This is a genomic window from Blastococcus sp. SYSU D00868, from assembly GCF_054050575.1.
In genome coordinates, this window is record NZ_JBJGZO010000010.1 from 37,355 (window position 1) to 53,901 (window position 16,547).

12 protein-coding genes are annotated in these 16,547 nt (G+C 74.6%); 9 read left to right on the forward strand and 3 right to left on the reverse strand.

Features of this window, described 5'->3' with window-relative positions:
- Nucleotides 1-160: 160 nt before the first annotated feature.
- The 4 genes from ACI79F_RS11055 to ACI79F_RS11070 are packed head-to-tail and all read left to right on the forward strand — an operon-like array spanning nt 161 to nt 5,068.
- Complete coding sequence (locus ACI79F_RS11055; RefSeq protein ID WP_456546908.1) at nt 161-1,564, forward strand: hypothetical protein; 1,404 nt, start codon at nt 161-163, stop codon at nt 1,562-1,564.
- A complete protein-coding gene (locus ACI79F_RS11060) occupies nt 1,561-2,952 on the forward strand; it encodes a lipopolysaccharide biosynthesis protein (protein ID WP_456546909.1) in 1,392 nt (463 codons plus the stop codon). Before ACI79F_RS11055 ends, ACI79F_RS11060 begins: the two co-directional genes overlap by 4 nt.
- Complete coding sequence (locus tag ACI79F_RS11065; RefSeq protein WP_456546910.1) at nt 2,952-3,878, forward strand: sulfotransferase family protein; 927 nt, start codon at nt 2,952-2,954, stop codon at nt 3,876-3,878. Before ACI79F_RS11060 ends, ACI79F_RS11065 begins: the two co-directional genes overlap by 1 nt.
- Nucleotides 3,875-5,068, forward strand: coding sequence for a glycosyltransferase family 4 protein (locus ACI79F_RS11070; RefSeq protein ID WP_456578902.1), 1,194 nt, complete (start codon nt 3,875-3,877; stop codon nt 5,066-5,068). Before ACI79F_RS11065 ends, ACI79F_RS11070 begins: the two co-directional genes overlap by 4 nt.
- On the opposite strand, the gene ACI79F_RS11075 is transcribed toward ACI79F_RS11070, so the two are convergent.
- Both ACI79F_RS11075 and ACI79F_RS11080 read right to left on the reverse strand, forming a co-directional pair.
- Nucleotides 5,019-6,227, reverse strand: a complete 1,209-nt coding sequence (locus ACI79F_RS11075) for a glycosyltransferase (RefSeq protein WP_456546912.1) — start codon at nt 6,225-6,227, stop codon at nt 5,019-5,021. The two genes, ACI79F_RS11070 and ACI79F_RS11075, sit on opposite strands and share 50 nt — an antisense overlap.
- A complete protein-coding gene (locus ACI79F_RS11080; RefSeq protein ID WP_456546913.1) occupies nt 6,224-7,147 on the reverse strand; it encodes a sulfotransferase family protein in 924 nt (307 codons plus the stop codon). The genes ACI79F_RS11075 and ACI79F_RS11080 overlap by 4 nt, the downstream gene beginning before the upstream one ends.
- Before the next feature lie 154 nt (nt 7,148-7,301).
- Between ACI79F_RS11080 and ACI79F_RS11085 the strand changes: the two genes are divergently transcribed.
- From ACI79F_RS11085 to ACI79F_RS11105, 5 genes are all read left to right on the forward strand, one after another.
- A complete protein-coding gene (locus ACI79F_RS11085) occupies nt 7,302-8,810 on the forward strand; it encodes an exopolysaccharide biosynthesis polyprenyl glycosylphosphotransferase (protein WP_456546914.1) in 1,509 nt (502 codons plus the stop codon).
- Between the two features lie 68 nt (nt 8,811-8,878).
- Nucleotides 8,879-10,465, forward strand: coding sequence for a glycosyl hydrolase family 28-related protein (locus ACI79F_RS11090; protein WP_456546915.1), 1,587 nt, complete (start codon nt 8,879-8,881; stop codon nt 10,463-10,465).
- Between the two features lie 147 nt (nt 10,466-10,612).
- A complete protein-coding gene (locus ACI79F_RS11095; RefSeq protein ID WP_456546916.1) occupies nt 10,613-12,166 on the forward strand; it encodes a glycosyl hydrolase family 28-related protein in 1,554 nt (517 codons plus the stop codon).
- 183 nt (nt 12,167-12,349) lie between these two features.
- Nucleotides 12,350-14,380 carry a multicopper oxidase domain-containing protein gene (locus ACI79F_RS11100; RefSeq protein ID WP_456546917.1) on the forward strand — a complete coding sequence of 677 codons (2,031 nt, stop codon included), beginning with the start codon at nt 12,350-12,352 and terminating at the stop codon, nt 14,378-14,380.
- Nucleotides 14,377-15,066, forward strand: a complete 690-nt coding sequence (locus ACI79F_RS11105) for a hypothetical protein (protein ID WP_456546918.1) — start codon at nt 14,377-14,379, stop codon at nt 15,064-15,066. Before ACI79F_RS11100 ends, ACI79F_RS11105 begins: the two co-directional genes overlap by 4 nt.
- Before the next feature lie 59 nt (nt 15,067-15,125).
- On the opposite strand, the gene ACI79F_RS11110 is transcribed toward ACI79F_RS11105, so the two are convergent.
- Nucleotides 15,126-16,532, reverse strand: coding sequence for a cytochrome P450 (locus tag ACI79F_RS11110; protein WP_456546919.1), 1,407 nt, complete (start codon nt 16,530-16,532; stop codon nt 15,126-15,128).
- Nucleotides 16,533-16,547: the final 15 nt, after the last annotated feature.

A 16,547-nucleotide genomic window follows, 5' to 3' on the forward strand; every position in this document is an offset into this window, starting at 1 on the left:
GGATGGTAGGGCCGGACGGCGGCCGCGGGCGGTCCACCCGCGCGGAGGACTCCGCAGCGCCCGCTCCGCTGCTTTACTGTCCCGCACCCGCGCCCGAGGTGGAGGAGCGCGGACCGGCGGAGGATGCGGTGGGCCCCTCGAGCGGCGCGGAGGCGCGGTCGTGATCGTGCCGGTGCTGGCCGTGCTCGCGTCCGTCGTCGTCTGGGCCCTGGTCTACCGGAGCCTGGTCCGCCACCCGCTGGACGCGATGGCGATCACCCTCTACTACCTGGCGCTGCAGCTGCTGGTCCGGCCCCTCGTCCTGGCGGTCGGCCTCGACAGCCCCTTCCCCACCACGCTGTTCGAGGACCGCGACACCGAGGCCCTGCTGTTGCGGGGCCAGCTCGTGGTCACGCTGTTCCTGGTCGCGCTGTGGGCCGGCGCCCGCCTGCTCACCCCGCTGGTGCGGCCGGTGGCGGTGATCTTCCCGCAGTCGCGCGGCCCCCTGGCGCCGCGGACGCTCGTCGTCCTCGCGGTCGTCCTCACGGCGGTCGCGTTCCTCGCGACCGTCCTCCTGTGGGTTCGCTACGGCGGGCCGGCCGGGCTGCTCCGAGCCGCGAAGGTCGACCGCGACCTCACCGACAGCCGGGCGCTGCGTGCGATCCCCATGCTGGCGGCGCTCGTCGGCATCGCCGCCTTCTTCTCCGTCCGGCGGGGGTCGCTGCAGCGCATCGCGGTCCTGGGGCTGATCGCGGTCAACGGCTACCTCAGCTGGACGTGGGGCGCCCGCGACGTCCCCGTCCTCTCCGTGGTGGCGCTGCTGGCCGGGGCGCTGGTCTTCGGTGCCGCCGGGCGCCGCGCCGCCGGCCGTGCCGACGGGCGCTGGCTGCGCGACCCCCGCTGGCGCCGCGGCTTCCTGCTCGTCCCGGTCATCGCGCTGCTGCTGGCGTTCTCCCTCCGGGCCGCCCGCGACACCGTGCTGTGGGGAGAGCTGGCCTCCACCATCGAGGGGCAGGGGACCGTCCGTCAGGTCGCGGTCGCCACCAACAACACCTTCTACGACTCGCTGCTGCTCTACCTCGACGACTGGCCCGACGTGTACGACTTCACCGGCGGGGCCGACTTCGTCGACGGGTCGGTCGCCGCGCTGCCCACGGTGCTGGTCGGCCCGCAGGACGCGTTCGTCTCCCCCGCGGTCCAGCTCGCGCAGACCTACATCGACCGCAACAACGGGTTCCCCGCGACGGCGGTCGGCGACTGGTACGTCAACCTGGGCGTCCCGGGGGTCCTCCTGGGCGGGCTGCTCGCCGGGCTGGTCGCCCGCGCCGCCCAGTTCGCCTTCCGCCGGTTCCTGCGCGACCCGCTGGTCTGGGGTCTGAGCCTGGTGTTCATGATCCGCATCTTCCCGGGCGGGGTCTGGGCCACCTCGCCACCCAAGTGGGTGGCGATCGGCCTGCCGCTCATCGCGTTCACCGTGCTGGTGAACCTGTTCGTCCGCCGGGCGGACGAGCGCCGCGCCCTGGCAGCGCCCCCGCCGTTGGGTGCCGACGGCGCGGCCGGCGTCCCCGGGGTGTCCGGTCGTTGACCGCTCCGCTCGCGCCCGGGCCCGGGGAGGCCGGGCAGCGTCAGGCGCTGCGCCGGGACACCACCCTGACCGCGGTGGGTCAGCTGCTCGCCGTCGGCAGCGCGTTCCTGGTGACCCTGGTCGGCGCGCGGGTCCTGAGCACCGGCCAGTTCGGCGCGCTGTCGTGGGCGCTGAGCTGGCTGACGTTCCTGACGGTCCTCGCCCAGGTCGGGCTCACCCAGGTGGCCACGATCGCCTTCTCCCAGCGGGCGCGGCGGCTCCACCTCGCCCTCTTCGGACGGCTCCTCGGGGCCCTGGCGGTGGGGACCGCGCTCACCGCGGCGCTGTGGCAGGGGGCCCTGGGGCCGGCGACCGCTGCCGCGGGCGACCCGGCCGCGGCGTACCGGCCACTGGTCCTGCTGGTGACGCTGTGGCTGCCGGTCGCGGCGGTCGGCCCCGTGCTGGCGGACGTCCTGCGTGCACGCGGCCGGTTCGGGGCGGCCGTGGCGCTCGGCGAGCACGTCCGCCGCGTGGTCCTCGTCGTCGTCCTGCTGGCGGCGGCGTCCGGTGCCGCCGGCGCCGCGACCGCGCGGACCACCCTGGCGTGGACCCTGGCCGCCGAGTGGGTGGTGTACCTCGTCGGGCTGCTGCTCGTGGCCCGGCTGCTGGCCGCGGGCGTCGGCCGGCACGCGGCCGGCCTCGGGCCGGGCGACGAGCCGGCCGGCGGCGCGGTGGCCGACGGGCCCGACCCGGGCGGCTCGCCGTGGGGGCTGCTGCGGTGGGGCAGCACGTTCGCCCTGGCGACCCTGGCGTCGGTGACCGTGCCGCAGGCGGGGGTGTGGCTGCTGGCCGTCGTCGCCCCGGTCGAGGAGGTCGCGGTCTTCTCCGTCGCGGTGCGGATCGCGGTGCTGCTCGCCGTCCCGACGGCGATCGGCATGCGCACCCTGGCCCCACGCATCGCCGCCGCCGCGGCCGCGGGCCGGTTACCGGCGCTGCACGAGCCGGTCCGGCGGTTCGCGGTCTGGTCGACGGTCGTCACCGCGCTGGCCGTGGTCGTCCTCGCCGCCGCGGGGCAGGTGCTGCTGCCGGCCGTCTTCGGCGAGGAGTACGAGGCCGCGCTGGCACCGGCGCTGGTGATGTGCGCCGGCGTCCTGGTCAACGCCTGGACCGGGCCGTGCTCGGTGGTGCTCTCCCACGCCGGCCGGCAGCGCGTCGTCGCGGTCAGCGCCCTGCTGTCCGCGCTCGCCTTCGCCGGGCTGGCCGTGTGGTGGGGCGGGATCGGCGGCGGCACCGGGGTGGCCGCCGCCGCCGCGGTGGCGATGAGCTCGCGCAACCTCGTGCTGGCGCGGGCCGCGTACCGGACACTCGGGATCCGCACGGTCGCGTTGCCCGCACGGAGGAGGTCGTGATGGCCGGTCCGCAGTTCCTCGTCATCGGCGCGGCGCGGTCGGGGACGACGGCGCTGTACCAGTACCTGGCCGAACACCCGCGGCTGTTCCTCACCGAGCCCAAGGAGCCGCACTACTTCGCGCTGGCCGGCACCACCCCGGCGTTCACCGGCCCCGGCGACCGGCAGACCATCAACCGGCTCGCGGTCACCGGCACCGACGCCTACCTCCGGCTGTACGAGGGGGCCCGGCCCGACCAGCTGCGCGGGGAGGCGTCGGTCTCGACGATGTACTTCCCCGAGGCCCTCCCCCGGGTCCGCGAGATGGCGCCCGACGCCCGGCTGGTCTGCCTGCTGCGCGACCCCGTGGACCGGGCGCTGTCCGCCTACGGCTTCATGCGGACCCGCGGCTGGGAGCCGTGCGACACCTTCGAGGAGGCGCTGGCCGACGAGCCGCGCCGGATCGCCGCGGGCTGGCACCACATCTGGCACTACACGGGGATGAGCCGGTACGGCGAGCAGCTGCGGCACGCGCTGGAGGTGTTCCCCCGCGAGCAGCTGCTGGTGCTGCGGCACGAGGACATGACCGCCGACCCCGACGCCGTCCTGGCCCGGGTCTACGCCCACCTCGGCGTGCCGCCGGTCCCGCGCACCGTCGCCCCGGACCCGCACCGCTCGGGCCAGCCGCGCAGCCGGTTCCTGGGCCGGGTGGTGAGCACCCACCACCCGCTCAAGAAGCTGCTGTCGCCCGTGGTCCCGGTGTCGCTGCGCCGGCGACTGCGCCGGCGGATCGTCGCCCGCAACATCGTGCGGATCGGCTACCGGCCCGAGACCCGCCGGGAGCTGGTGCAGGCGTTCACCCCCGACCTCGACCTGCTCGAGCAGGTGACCGGTCTGGACGTGGCCGCGTGGCGGGACCCGGAGCGGCGGGCGAGCGGCCGCGGATGAGCGCCACCGGCGGACGCCTGTTCATGACGCTGCGGCTGCCCGACCGCACCGGCGCGGCGAAGATGGCGCTGGAGTTCGCCCGGGCGCTGCGGGCGGACGGCTTCGACCTGACGCTCGTCCACGGCCCGGCCCCGCGCACCGGCCCGAGCATCCTCCCCGACCTCGCGGCCCTGGGCGTCGCCACCGTCCCCGAGCCGCGCCTGGAGCGGCCCTGGGACCCGCGCCTGGTCGGTGCCCTCGCCGACCGGGTCCGCCGCGACGGAGGCCGGTGCGTCATCGGGGTCAACCAGCGCGACCGCGGGCCGGCCCTGCTGGCGGCCCGCCGCACCGGCGTGCCGGGGGTGCTCATGGTGCAGAACCAGCACCACTTCTGGGGCCCGCGCCCGCTGGCCGCCCTCAAGCGGCGGGGCTACCGGTCCGTCGTCGCGCGGGCCACCACGCTGGCCGTCTGCACCTCCACGGTGGTGCGCGACGAGATGGTCGCCTTCGGCGTGCCCGCCGACCGGACCGTCGTCCTCCCGAACGGCATCGCGGTGCCGCCGCCGGTGGAGCTGACCGGCGAGGAGCGTGCCCGGCTGCGGGCCGAGATGGGCGCCGGGGAGGGCGACGTCCTGCTGCTCAACGTGGGGCGGCTGGACCCGCAGAAGGGCCAGGACGTCCTGCTCGACGCGCTCGCCGGCCTGGCCGCGCCGGTGCACGTGGCGCTGGTGGGCTCGGCCGGCGACTCGGTCGCCGCCCGGCGGACGGCGGACTTCGCGGCGTCGCTGCACCGGCGGGTCCGGGACCTCGGCCTGGCGGGCACCGTCACCTTCCTCGGCTGGCGGGACGACGTCCCGCGGCTGCTGGCCGCGGCCGACGGCTACGTGCACACCGCCCGCTGGGAGGGCCCGGCCCTGCCGCTGGCGGTGATGGAGGCCATGGCCGCCGGCTGCCCGACCGTCTTCACCGACTGCTCGGGCCGGCCGCCGGTGTTCGCCGAGGGCCGGGACGGGCTGATGGCCCGCACCGGCGACTCGGCCTCGGTGCGGCAGCGGATCGGCGAGCTGGCCGCGCTGACGCCCGGGGACCGCGCCGCCATGGGCGCCGCCGGCGCCGCGCTGATCCGCGGCCACTACCGGGTCGAGGACCTCGGCCGCACGTTCAGCGGGCTCGTCCGCGGCGTGCTCGGCGACGGCCGGCCCGCCGGCTGAGCAGCTGGTCGTAGAGCGCGACGTGCGCCCGGACCATCTCCTCCGGCGTGAAGTTCTCCAGGAAGCGGCGCCGCCCCGCCGCGCCCAGCCGGGCGGCCAGCTCCGGGTCGGTGAGGACGCGCACCAGGTCGCGGGCGAGGTCGTCGACGGCGCCGGCGGGTGACAGCAGCCCCGTCTCGCCGGCGACGACGACCTCGGGGATCCCCTCGACGGCGAAGCCGACCACAGGCTTGGCCGCCGCCATCGCCTCCAGGTTGACGATGCCGAACGCCTCCCACCGCGAGGGGATCGCCAGCACGTCGACGGCGCGCATGACGTCGGCGAGGTCGTGCCGCCACCCGGTGAGGTGCACGCGGTCGGCGACGCCGAGCTCGGCGGCCAGGGCCTCGACCTCCGCCCGCCGGGTGCCGTCGCCCACCACGACGACGTGCGCGGCGGGCACCGCCGCCGCGACGGCGGGGACCGCGCGCACCAGCAGGTCCACGCCCTTCTGGTCCTCGATCCGGCCGACCAGCGCCACCAGCAGCGCCTCGGGCGGCAGGCCGAGCTCCGCGCGCAGGCGGGCCCGATCGGCCTCCGACGCGTCGCCGACCGTCATGCGGCTGGAGTACGGGATGACCGTGACGTCCGCCGGCCGGAACAGCCGCTGCCGGACGCCGACGTCGCGGATGAACCGGGACCCGGCGACGTAGTGGGTGGTGACCAGCCCGAGCACGCGCTCGACGAGACGGAACAGGGAGCGCTTCGGCTGCGGCACCCCGTCGTGGCCCGCGTAGGCGTGCAGCATGTGCACGCGCACCGGCGTGCCGGCCGACCACGCCGCCACCCGGCCCATCGCGCCGGCCACCGACGTGTGGGTGTGCACGACGTCGTAGCGCCGCTGCCGGATGTGCGCCCGCAGCCGCAGGAACTGGCGGAGCAGCTCGACCGGCCCGTCCGGGGTGGCCTGCTTGAAGTGGCCGGTGCCGTGCGAGGGGGCGTAGTCGACCACGGGCAGGCCGCTGGCCCGGATCGCGTCGTCCAGCGGGCCGCCGCCCGACAGCGCGATCGTGACGTCGAACCGGTCGGCGGGCAGCAGGGCGGCCAGCTGCAGCAGGTGCTCGGCCGAGCCGCCGACGGTGATGCCCGTCAGCTGCAGCACCCGGATGCGGTCGCTCACGGCCGCCCCTCCCCGACCGCCGCGGTCGGCCACACCGTCAGCCGCCGGCCGAGCAGCTCCTCGAGGTCGCGCACGTCGCCGGCGAGGTCCGCGGCCAGCCGCGCGCGGGTCGCCGGGTCGATCGTCGTCCGGTCCAGGTTCGCCGTGCGGATCCGCTCCCGCTGCCGCTGCGGCACCGCCGCGGTGACCGCGCGGCGCAGGGCCGGGGAGCGCCGCAGGGCGTTCAGCGCCGAGGTGACCGCCCGGCTGCGCGGCAGGCCGGAGGCGTTGACCCGGCGCGAGGGGTCGATGGCGACGTCGGGGTCCACGTCGAGGAACTCCAGCACCCGGCGCAGCTGACCGGTCGGGTCGGCGGCGAACTCCTCCTGGACGACGACGAGCAGCCGGTCCCCGAACCGCGCGGCGAAGGGCGCCAGCTGCTCGGCGTAGCGGCTGAGCCGGGCCAGCTGCCACATGTGGCTCCACCCGGCGCGGGTGCGCTCCTCCTCCGCGGCCAGGCACTCCTCGAACGTCCCCGCGTCGTGTCCGCGCGACCGCAGGTACGACCAGCTGGAGAAGGCCCGGTCCACCGGGTCCCGCAGCATGACCACCAGCCGGCAGTCCGGCGCGCAGAACCGCTCGACGGCCGGGACCGCGGCCTCCGGGTACGCGAGGGTGGTCACCGACCCCTCCCCCCGCCGCCGCTCGGAGCGGCCCCGGAAGAGGTCGCGCCACGTCTGCTCGTCGCGGACGACGGTCCGGTTGATCAGGTCGTCGTCGCCGAGGCCGGTGAACCGCGGCGCGCCCCCGGGGAAGGCCAGGAAGTGCGGCTCCTTCGGCGTGGACACGAAGACGTCCGGGTGCTCGCCGAGGAACGAGGTCAACGCGGTCGTCCCGCTGCGGGCCGCCCCGATGACCAGGAAGTCCGGGGCGCCCGTCACGGGCCGGATGCTACCGGCGCGCGGCCCGTCCGCCCGGTCCTCCGGCGCCGCCGGCGACCCCCCGCATTGGGGTGCCCGGCGACCCACGGCCGGGAGTGTGAGCGGAACGGCCTGAGCCGGAACCTTCTCGGCAGACGAGAGAGGCGGGCAGGCGATGACCGAGGTGTACGAGGGCCGGCGCGGATCCCTGGACGCGGCGCACACGGAGCCGGACGTCCGGGCCGTCGAGCTGACCGCTCCGGCCCTCGCCGCGGCCGACCTCCTCCTGCCCGAGCGCGAGCCGCGGGACCACCGCTGGTCCATCCGTGCCGGCCTCGTCGCCCTGGACACCGCCGCGCTGGCCCTGCCGGCCGCCTGGCTGGGCCTCGACCGCGCCGTCGTCCCCCTCGTCGTCGTCACCCTGCTGGTGCTGGCGGCGGGCGGCGCCTACCGCCCCCGGATCACCCTGAGCGCCCTGGACGAGGCGCCGCGGCTGCTCCCCCGGCTGGGCCTCGGCCTGCTGCTGGTGGCCCCGTTCGCGTCCCTCGCGGGCGGCGACCCGGCGCTGGCGGTGCACGCGCTGTGGGCCGTGCCGTGCTTCGTGGTGGGTCGCGGCCTCGGCTACGCCGCGATCCGCAGCGCCCGGCGGCACCGGCTCGTCGAGGAGCCCACCCTCGTCGTCGGCGGCGGCCGGCTGGGCATGGACCTGCTGGCCACGATGCAGGAGCACCCCGAGCTGGGCCTGCGCGGCGTCGGCTTCCTCAGCGGCGGCAGCCCGCTCGACGACCGCGAGCCGCTCGGCCGGATGGACGACCTCGACCTGGTGCTGGACACCTACGGCGTCCGCAAGGTCGTCGTCGCCTACGGCCCCACCCGGGAGGCCGAGCTGGTCGGTCTGGTCCGCAGCGCGGCGCTGCGCGACATCGAGGTGTACGTCGTCCCGCGGTTCTTCGACGTGGGCACCGCCGCCGGCGGCCCGGACGTCGAGGACCTGTGGGGCATCCCGCTGCACCGGATGCGCCGGGCCGCGCTGCGCCAGGGCGTCTGGCGGGTCAAGCGGCTCATCGACGTCGTCGTCTCCGGGACCGCCCTGACCCTGCTGTCCCCCCTGCTGCTCCTGCTCGCCGGTGCGGTGCGGCTGAGCGGTCCGGGGCCGGTGCTGTTCCGGCAGCCCCGCACGGGCCACGACGGCGAGCAGATCTCGATCCTGAAGTTCCGCACCCTCCGGGTGGCCGCTCCGGAGCAGCACCCCGACCGGCTCGGGTCGGGCGGCTCGACGCGGAGCACCATGCACGCCCGGCAGATCGACGTCGAGCAGCGCAAGACGCGCATCGGCAACCTGCTGCGCCGCACCAGCCTCGACGAGCTGCCGCAGCTGTGGAACATCCTGCGCGGCGACATGTCCCTGGTCGGCCCGCGCCCCGAGGAGTGCACCTACGCCGCCCAGTTCGCCGACACCGTCTACGGCTACCGCGACCGGCACCGGCTGGCCGTCGGCCTGACCGGCTGGGCCCAGGTCCACGGCCTGCGCGGCGAGACGTCGATCGAGGAGCGGGCCCGGTTCGACAACTCCTACATCGAGCACTGGTCGCTGTGGCGCGACGTCGTGATCCTCGTCCGCACCGTCGGCGCGGTGCAGCGGCAGGCGTTCAACACCGCCGTCCGCTCGGCCACCAACCGCTGACGCACCCCCTCCCCTCCCCCTCCCGCTCGGGCGCAGCCCTGCCCGACCCTCCGGAAACGGAAGACCAGATGACCCTCCGCATCGCCAGGACGCCGTCCTCCCGGGGCGCCGCCGACGGGCGGCTCGGCCCGCTGGTGAGCCGCCGCAGCTTGCTGTTCCTCGGCGCGGCCGGCCTCGCGAGCATCCCGCTGGCCGGCGCGACGCCGTCCACCGGCTCCGGCTCCGGTCTCGCCCTCGCCGGGGACGAGGACGACGTGCTCGACGCCCGCGACTTCGGCGCCAAGGGCAACGGCAGCACCGACGACACCCGGGCCCTGCAGCGGCTGCTCGACTCCTCGGCCCGCCGCGGCGCCGTCGCCTTCGTCCCCGCCGGCACCTACCGGTGCACCACCGGCCTGCTGCTGCGGTCCGACGTGCAGCTGCAGCTCGACCGGCGCGCCCGGCTGGTCAAGGACTGGGCCGCCCCGCCCGGGATGATCGACGCCTTCCTCCGCAACGCCGACTTCGCGGTGAAGTCCAACCGGGTGCGGATCACCGGGGAGGGCAGCATCGGGGCGGCGGACCACAGCCGCACCGGCGTCGTGCTCGCCCTGTACGGCGACGACGTCGAGGTCTCGGGCATCACCGTCGACACCTACGCCGGCGGGCAGGCGGTCATGTACGGCGGCGACCGCGGCCGCATCACCGGCATCACCGTCCGCAACAGCGCGGCCGAGACCGGCACCGGCGGCATCCGGGTGATCGGCGGTGAGGACTTCCTCGGGACCGGGTGCCACGTCGAGTCCGGCGACGACTGCTTCCAGTTCGTGCCGATCGGCAACCCCGAGGCCGAGCCGACGCTCTACAACCGGACCATCTCGGGGGGCAGCTTCGTCGGGTGCACCGGCGTCAGCTCCGTGAGCCGGTTCCTGGTCGCCCTGCTGGAGTACACCGGCGGGGACCCTGGGACGACGGACATGGACGCCTCGGTGGTCGACTGCTCCTTCGTCGACTGCCACGGCGCGGCCGCCAACCGGGGCATCGTCGTGAAGAACACGCACAGTCGCGGAGCCATCGAGCGGGTCGCGTTCACCGACTGCACGGTCGACATGGCGAGCGCGCCCGACGCCTCCACCCAGGAGATCCGGGTGCAGACCGACCCGGCGTCCCGGGGCGCGATCCGCGACGTCACGTTCACCCGCACGGACGTCCTCAACCCGCGGAACAGCACCTTGCGGGCCGGCGGGCCGAACATCAGCGGCCTGACCTTCGACGGCTGCACGCTGACCGCGCCGTCGGGCGCCGCCCCCATGATGGTCGTCGTCGACGGCACGGACCGGGCGCGGTTCACCGACTGCACCTTCGTCGGCGCCGCCGGCAAGCGGCACCTCGTGGCCGGGCCCACGACCGCGGTCACGGAGCTGTCCGTGGAGAACTGCCGGTTCACCGGGATCGACGGCGCCTGGGCGGTCGACGTGCTCAACGGGGCCGGCGTCCGCATCGCGGGCTCGACCTTCCAGCCGGCCGCGGGGAGCACCACGGCCCGGGCGATCCGGACGTCGCCGACGACCAGCGGCGTCGTCATCGAGGGCAACGACTTCACCGGGATCACCAACCCCACTCCGATCACCGACCGCGCCGTCGGCACCACCCTGAGCAGCAACCGCGGCCTCTGAGCCGCTCCCGTGCCGGGCGCCTGGCGCGCCCGGCACGAAGACCCTGGTCCTGACGGCGATCCGTCGTCATCGTGACCCGTACGGCGGCCGGCCGCAGGGGCCGGGCGCACGAGCCCGCGCAGCGTCGCGCGTCGGAACGGGGATCCCATGGACGACGGACCGCACACCGCCGACGAGGCCGACGGCCCGGACGCCGGCGGGGAACCGCATGCCGAGGAGGTCACCCGCCGCGCCGTCCTCGCCGTCAGCGGAGGCCTGGCCGCCGTCCCGGTCCTCGACTGGCTCACCCCGGACCGGGCGGCCGCGGCCGGGACCCTGTACGCGCGCGACTTCGGCGCCACCGGCAACGGCACCAGCGACGACACCGCGGCGATCCAGCGGCTGGTCGACGCCAGCGCGCGGCAGGCAGCGGTCGGGGTGCTCCCGGCCGGCACCTACCGCTGCACGCGCAGCCTGCTGCTGCCGCCCGGCGCGCAGCTGCAGCTGGCCAGCGGCGCGCGGCTGCTCAAGGACTGGGCGGCCGCCCCCGGCCTGGCCAACGCCTTCCTCCGCAACGCCGACTTCGCCGTCCGGTCCAGCGGCGTCCGGATCACCGGGCCCGGGACGATCGGCGCCCGCGACCACAGCCGCACGGGCGTGGTCATCGCCCTCTACGGCGACGACGTCCTGCTGCGCGACCTGACCATCGACACCTACGCCGGCGGGCAGGCGGTCATGTACGCCGGCGACCGGGGCCGCATGGACCGCGTGCGCATCCGCAACAGCCGGGCCGAGACGGGGACCGGCGGCATCCGCGTCCTCGGCGGCGCGGACTTCCTCGCCACCGCGTGCGACGTGCAGTCCGGCGACGACTGCCTGCAGTTCGTGCCCATCGGCGACCCGGCCGCGCTGCTGTTCGACATGAGCATCACCCGCGGCACCTTCTCGGGGTGCACCGGCACGAGCACGGTGAGCCGGTTCATGGTCGCCCTGCTCGAGTGGACCCGCGGGGACGGCGGGATGTCCGCGTCGGTCACCGACTGCGCGTTCACCAGCTGCCGCGGGGCCGGCACGGACCGGGGCATCGTCGTGAAGAACACCCACAGCTCGGGCGCGATCGCGCGGCTGCGGTTCACCGACTGCGCCGTCGACATGGCCCGCGCGGCGAACGCGGGCACGCAGGAGATCCGCATCCAGACCGACCCGGCCTCCGGCGGCACCATCCGCGACGTGACCTTCACCCGCACCGACGTCACCCGGCCCGTCAACAGCGTGCTGCGCATCGGCGGGCCGAACATCAGCGGCGTCACCTTCGACAGCTGCACGTTCCCCGCGCCGTCCGGCACGGCCGACGCGGTGGCCGTGGTCGACCAGGCCGACCGGGTGCGGATGGTGCGGTCGTCCTTCGCCGGCGCACCGGGCAAGCGGCTGCTCGTCGCCGGCCCGATCGCCCCGGCGACGGCGTTCGCCGTCGAGTCCTGCCGGTTCACCGGGATCCCGAACGCCGCCTGGGGGGTCGACCTGGTCGGCGCGCCGGGCGCCCGCGTCGCCGGCTCGACCTTCCAGCGGGCCACGGGGACGACGACCGCCCGCGCCGTGCGGGTGTCGGCGGCCTCCCCCGGCGTCGTGATCGAGGGCAACGACCTCACCGGCCTGAACAGCTCACCGAAGATCACCGACAACGCGGCGGACACCGTCGTGCGCGCCAACCAGGGCGCCTGAACCGGCCCCCGGGGCCCGGCTCCTCACGCCCCGCAACGGGCCCCTGACCTGCAGCAACACCAACGACTCGGCCCCCCCAACATGGGGTGCCGACGCGTCCCCCTGTTACGGCTGTGACGGAGCGGTCTCCCCCCGGAGCATTCGGAGTGCCTCATCCGGGAGGCATCGACCACGGGAGCCACGATGGAGACGCCGACCCTCAACCGACGGGACATGCTCAAGCTGTCCGCCGCGGGGACCGCCGCGATGGCGATCCCGCTGCACAGCGCCCTGTCGGCGGCGAGCGCCTCGACGCTGCCGGCGAGCAGGATGCCGGTGCCGTACACCCAGACCTTCAAGGCGCCGCCGGTGCTCGAGCCCACGGTCAAGGACGACATCCGCGACGACGTCTACGGCTTCGTCCCGGCCGACTACGTGCCGCCGGCCGGCAGCGAGCACTACCCGGGCGAGCCCATCCGCGGCAGCCAGTACCTCGGGACCGACTACTACCGGATCACCGAGACCAACGTGCAGGCCCAGATCATCCCGGGCATGTGGACCAAGCTGTGGTGCTACGCCGGGCACAAGCCCGACGGCAGCCTGATCCGCTCGGTGCCCGGCCCGACGATCCGGAGCTACCTGCAGAAGGACCCGGTCACCGGCAAGAAGATGCCCCGGCGCACGGTCATGCAGGTCGTCAACGAGCTGCCCCGCATGCACCCGACGATGGGCTACGTCCCGTGGACGTCGCTGCACCTGCACGGCTCGCCGTCCAAGCCGCAGTACGACGGCTACGCCGGCGACCTCACCAACCCCGGTGAGTGGAAGAACTACGAGTACCCGAACAACTGCACCCCGCGGACGCTCTGGTACCACGACCACGGCGTGCACCACACCGCGCAGAACGTCTACATGGGCCTGGCCGCCCAGTACCACCTGGTGGACGAGGACCTCGAGCGGTCGCTCGGCATCCCCCGCTACATGCGGGAGAAGGCGACCCCCGGGCACCCGCTGTTCGGCAAGCCGCAGTACGAGTTCCCGATGATCCTCAGCGACGCGATCTTCAACACCGAGGGCCAGCTGCTGTGGAACGACGACGGCGAGTCCGGGGTCTACGGCGACGTCGTCCTCGTCAACGGCGTGGCGTGGCCGAACATGCCGGTGGAGCCCCGCAAGTACCGGTTCCGGATCCTCAACGGCGCCCTCGCCCGCGGCTTCCAGCTGCGGCTGAGCAACAACATGCCGTTCAAGGTGATCGCCACCGACGGCGGCTTCATGCAGTTCGCCCAGACGGTGACCACGCTCAAGATCGGCATGGCCGAGCGCTACGAGATCATCATCGACTTCTCGAGCCTCAAGCCGGCGGCCGGTCAGCCGAACACCAAGGTCCAGCTGCTCAACGACGGCGTCGCCAACGCCCGGGACTTCGACCACACCGGCAAGGTCATGCAGTTCGAGGTCGGCCCGCGGGTGACCCCCACGACCACCGACCCGGCGATCGCCCCCGTGGGCGACAACGCCTGGCCGAACGCCCTGGCCCCCGCCCACCCGGTCATGGGTCTGCAGGCCGCCAGCCGCTCCGCGGTCCGCAGCATCCGGCTGCACCGGAGCAACGGGATGTGGAAGATCAACGACACGACGTGGGAGGACGTCGTCCGGTCCAACTACCGGAACATCTTCGCCAACCCCGCGCGCGACGCGATCGAGATCTGGGACGTCACGAACGACTCGGGCGGCTGGTTCCACCCGCTGCACATCCACCTCGTCGACTTCAAGATCCTGAGCCGCACCATCAGCGGCGTCAGCCAGCCGCCGCGCCCGGAGGAGAAGGGCCCCAAGGACGTCGTCTACGTCGGGGAGAACGAGACCGTCCGGCTGCTCATGCGGTTCGAGCACGAGGACGGCCGGTACATGATCCACTGCCACAACCTGTCGCACGAGGACCACGACATGATGTTCCAGTACCAGGTGGGGCATCACGACGTCGACTGCGACGCGATCAACTCCTGCCCGCCGAAGCCGCTCCCGGCTCCGCCCCTGGTCCCCCTGACGGCGCCCGTCCAGGCACCGCCGCGCCCGGGGACGACGGACACGAGCGGCACCTCGGAGACGAGCGGTAGCTCGGAGACGAGCGGTACCTCGGGCACCTCGGAGACGACCGGTACGACGCCGACCGAACCGACCGCCCCGTCCGGCACGGAGAGCACGACCGGCACCACCGGCGGTGGGGCGTGAGTGCGCCGGCGACGGCGCCGGGAGCGGTCGGGGACGCCCCGGACACCGGGGCCGCCCCGGACACCGGGGCCGCACCGGGCCGGGGCCTCGCCCGGTGGCTGTGGGCCGGTGCGCTCGGCGCCGCGGCCGCGGGCGGGCTGCACGTGCTGGTGGCCTACGACCACATCGAGGCCGGGGGGCTGGCCGTCGGGTTCTTCCTGCTGACGGCGCTCGCCCAGCTGGGCCTGGCGGGCTGGCTGGTCGTGAACCGGGTGACCGGCCTGCGGCCGGACCGCCGGGTCGTCACCGCGGCCCTGCTCGGCACCGTGGGACTGCTGGGGCTCTACGTCCTGGCGCACTCGACCGGTCTGCTCGACGCGTTCGCGGTGACCCACGGCTCCGACGGCGGAGCGCACGGCATGCACGAGACCACCGGGCACGACCCGGGGATCGACCCGGTGACCGGGGTCGATTACTCGACCGGCGTGGCGGTGCAGACCTCCCCGATCATGCCCATGTCCGGCGAGGCCGAGCCCGTCCGGCACGAGCCCGACGCCCTCGGCTCCTGGACCGTCGCCGCCGAGGTGCTGACCGTGGCCGCGCTGGCCGCGCTCCAGCCGGCCGCCTGGCGGCGCCGCACGACCAACGCCCTGCTCGCGCTGGCCGGCCTCGCCTGGGCGCTGTGGTTCACCGGAGTCCTGAGCTAGCCGGCATCGACCCGGCCGCGACCGGCGTCCCGCAGTCCGCGGGGACGCCGGTCCGGCGTTCAGACCGTGAGCTTGGCGGCGTCCTTCTTGACCGTCACCGGCTCGGCCAGGCGCTGCTCGTCGACGACCTGCTGCAGCCGGTCGACGGTCTCGGCCAGGCCCGGGCCCAGGCGCTCGCCCGGGGTGAAGGTGGCCGGCAGCTTCTTCAGGCCGTTGATGACGCCGACGGTGTCGTAGTGCACCGCGCCGTCCGGGACGCAGACGAAGTCCGGCATCCGGTCCAGGACCGCCTTGAGCATGGTCTTGAACGTCGCGCGGGCGACGTTCGAGCCGATGCACCGGTGCACGCCGAGGCCGAAGCTGGCGTGCCGGTTGCCCTTGCGGTCGAGCTTGATCTCGTGCGGGTCCTCGAACACCGTCGCGTCGCGGTTGGCCATCGCCCAGGACAGCCACAGCCGGTCGCCCTCCCGCAGCTGGACGCCGTGGATCTCCTCGTCCTTGGCCACGGTGCGCCCGTCGCCGGGGGCCGGCGTGTAGAAGCGGAGGAACTCCTCGGTGGCGCTGTCACGGAGCTCCTCCCACTCGCGGATGAGCCGCTCGCGCTGGTCGGGGTGCCCGCTCAGCCACTCCAGCGCGTGCGCCGTCAGCGCCGTCGTCGTGTCGAACCCACCACCGATCAGCAGGCCGACCGCGCCGAGCACGGCCATGTCGTCGGGGCTGGTCCCGCAGATGTCGGCCTTGATGAGGGCGTCCACCAGCCCGGGCCGGGGGTTGGCCCGGATGTCGGCGATGTAGCCGAACGACCGCATGCCCATGACCTGCATCTGCTGCAGGACGACCTCGTGCTCGGGGGTGCCCGGCTTGGTGTAGACCTGCGCGTGGATCGGCTCGACGTAGGTCATGTAGTCGTTCATCGGGAAGCCGAGCATCGCCATGGTGAGGACGGCCGGGACGATGTTGGCCAGGTCGTCGACGAAGTCGATCCGGCCGGTCTCGATCACCTCGTCCAGCGAGGCGCGGGTGATCTCGTCGATCACGGGCTGCCAGCGGGCCACCGCCGCCGGCGACAGGTAGGGGTTCAGCGCGTTGCGGTAGTGCCGCTGCGCCGGCGGGTCCATGCCGAGGAACATCCCGCCGAGCCGCCCGGGCGGGCCGTAGGACATCCGGCGGTTCTCCACCGGCGGCGGCGGGATCGAGATGCCGGTGTACTTCTCACCCCTGCGCTCGTTGTACGGGTCGTCGTCGTTGGACAGGACGTCGGCCCGGCGAGCGGTGTCGAACAGCTCCTGGTTGCCGGTCACGAACCAGTAGCCGCCGTGGGTGTCGTTCCACGCGATGGGCTTGCTGGCGTGCAGTTCGTCGGACAGCCGCTCGAACTCGGTCCGGTACTGGTCGCCGTGCCGGTCGAGCTCGATCCGCAGTGCGCTGCGCTGGTCTCCGGTCCGGAGGGTGTCGTCGACGGTCATGCGGGTCTCTCCCAG

Coding starts and splice junctions, on each gene's coding strand:
- ACI79F_RS11065 (WP_456546910.1), top strand. CDS start 2,952: ATGGCCGGTCCGCAGTTCCTCGTCATCGGCGCGGCGCGGTCGGGGACG.
- ACI79F_RS11070 (WP_456578902.1), top strand. CDS start 3,875: ATGAGCGCCACCGGCGGACGCCTGTTCATGACGCTGCGGCTGCCCGAC.
- ACI79F_RS11085 (WP_456546914.1), top strand. CDS start 7,302: ATGACCGAGGTGTACGAGGGCCGGCGCGGATCCCTGGACGCGGCGCAC.
- ACI79F_RS11090 (WP_456546915.1), top strand. CDS start 8,879: ATGACCCTCCGCATCGCCAGGACGCCGTCCTCCCGGGGCGCCGCCGAC.
- ACI79F_RS11095 (WP_456546916.1), top strand. CDS start 10,613: ATGGACGACGGACCGCACACCGCCGACGAGGCCGACGGCCCGGACGCC.
- ACI79F_RS11100 (WP_456546917.1), top strand. CDS start 12,350: ATGGAGACGCCGACCCTCAACCGACGGGACATGCTCAAGCTGTCCGCC.
- ACI79F_RS11110 (WP_456546919.1), bottom strand. CDS start 16,532: ATGACCGTCGACGACACCCTCCGGACCGGAGACCAGCGCAGCGCACTG.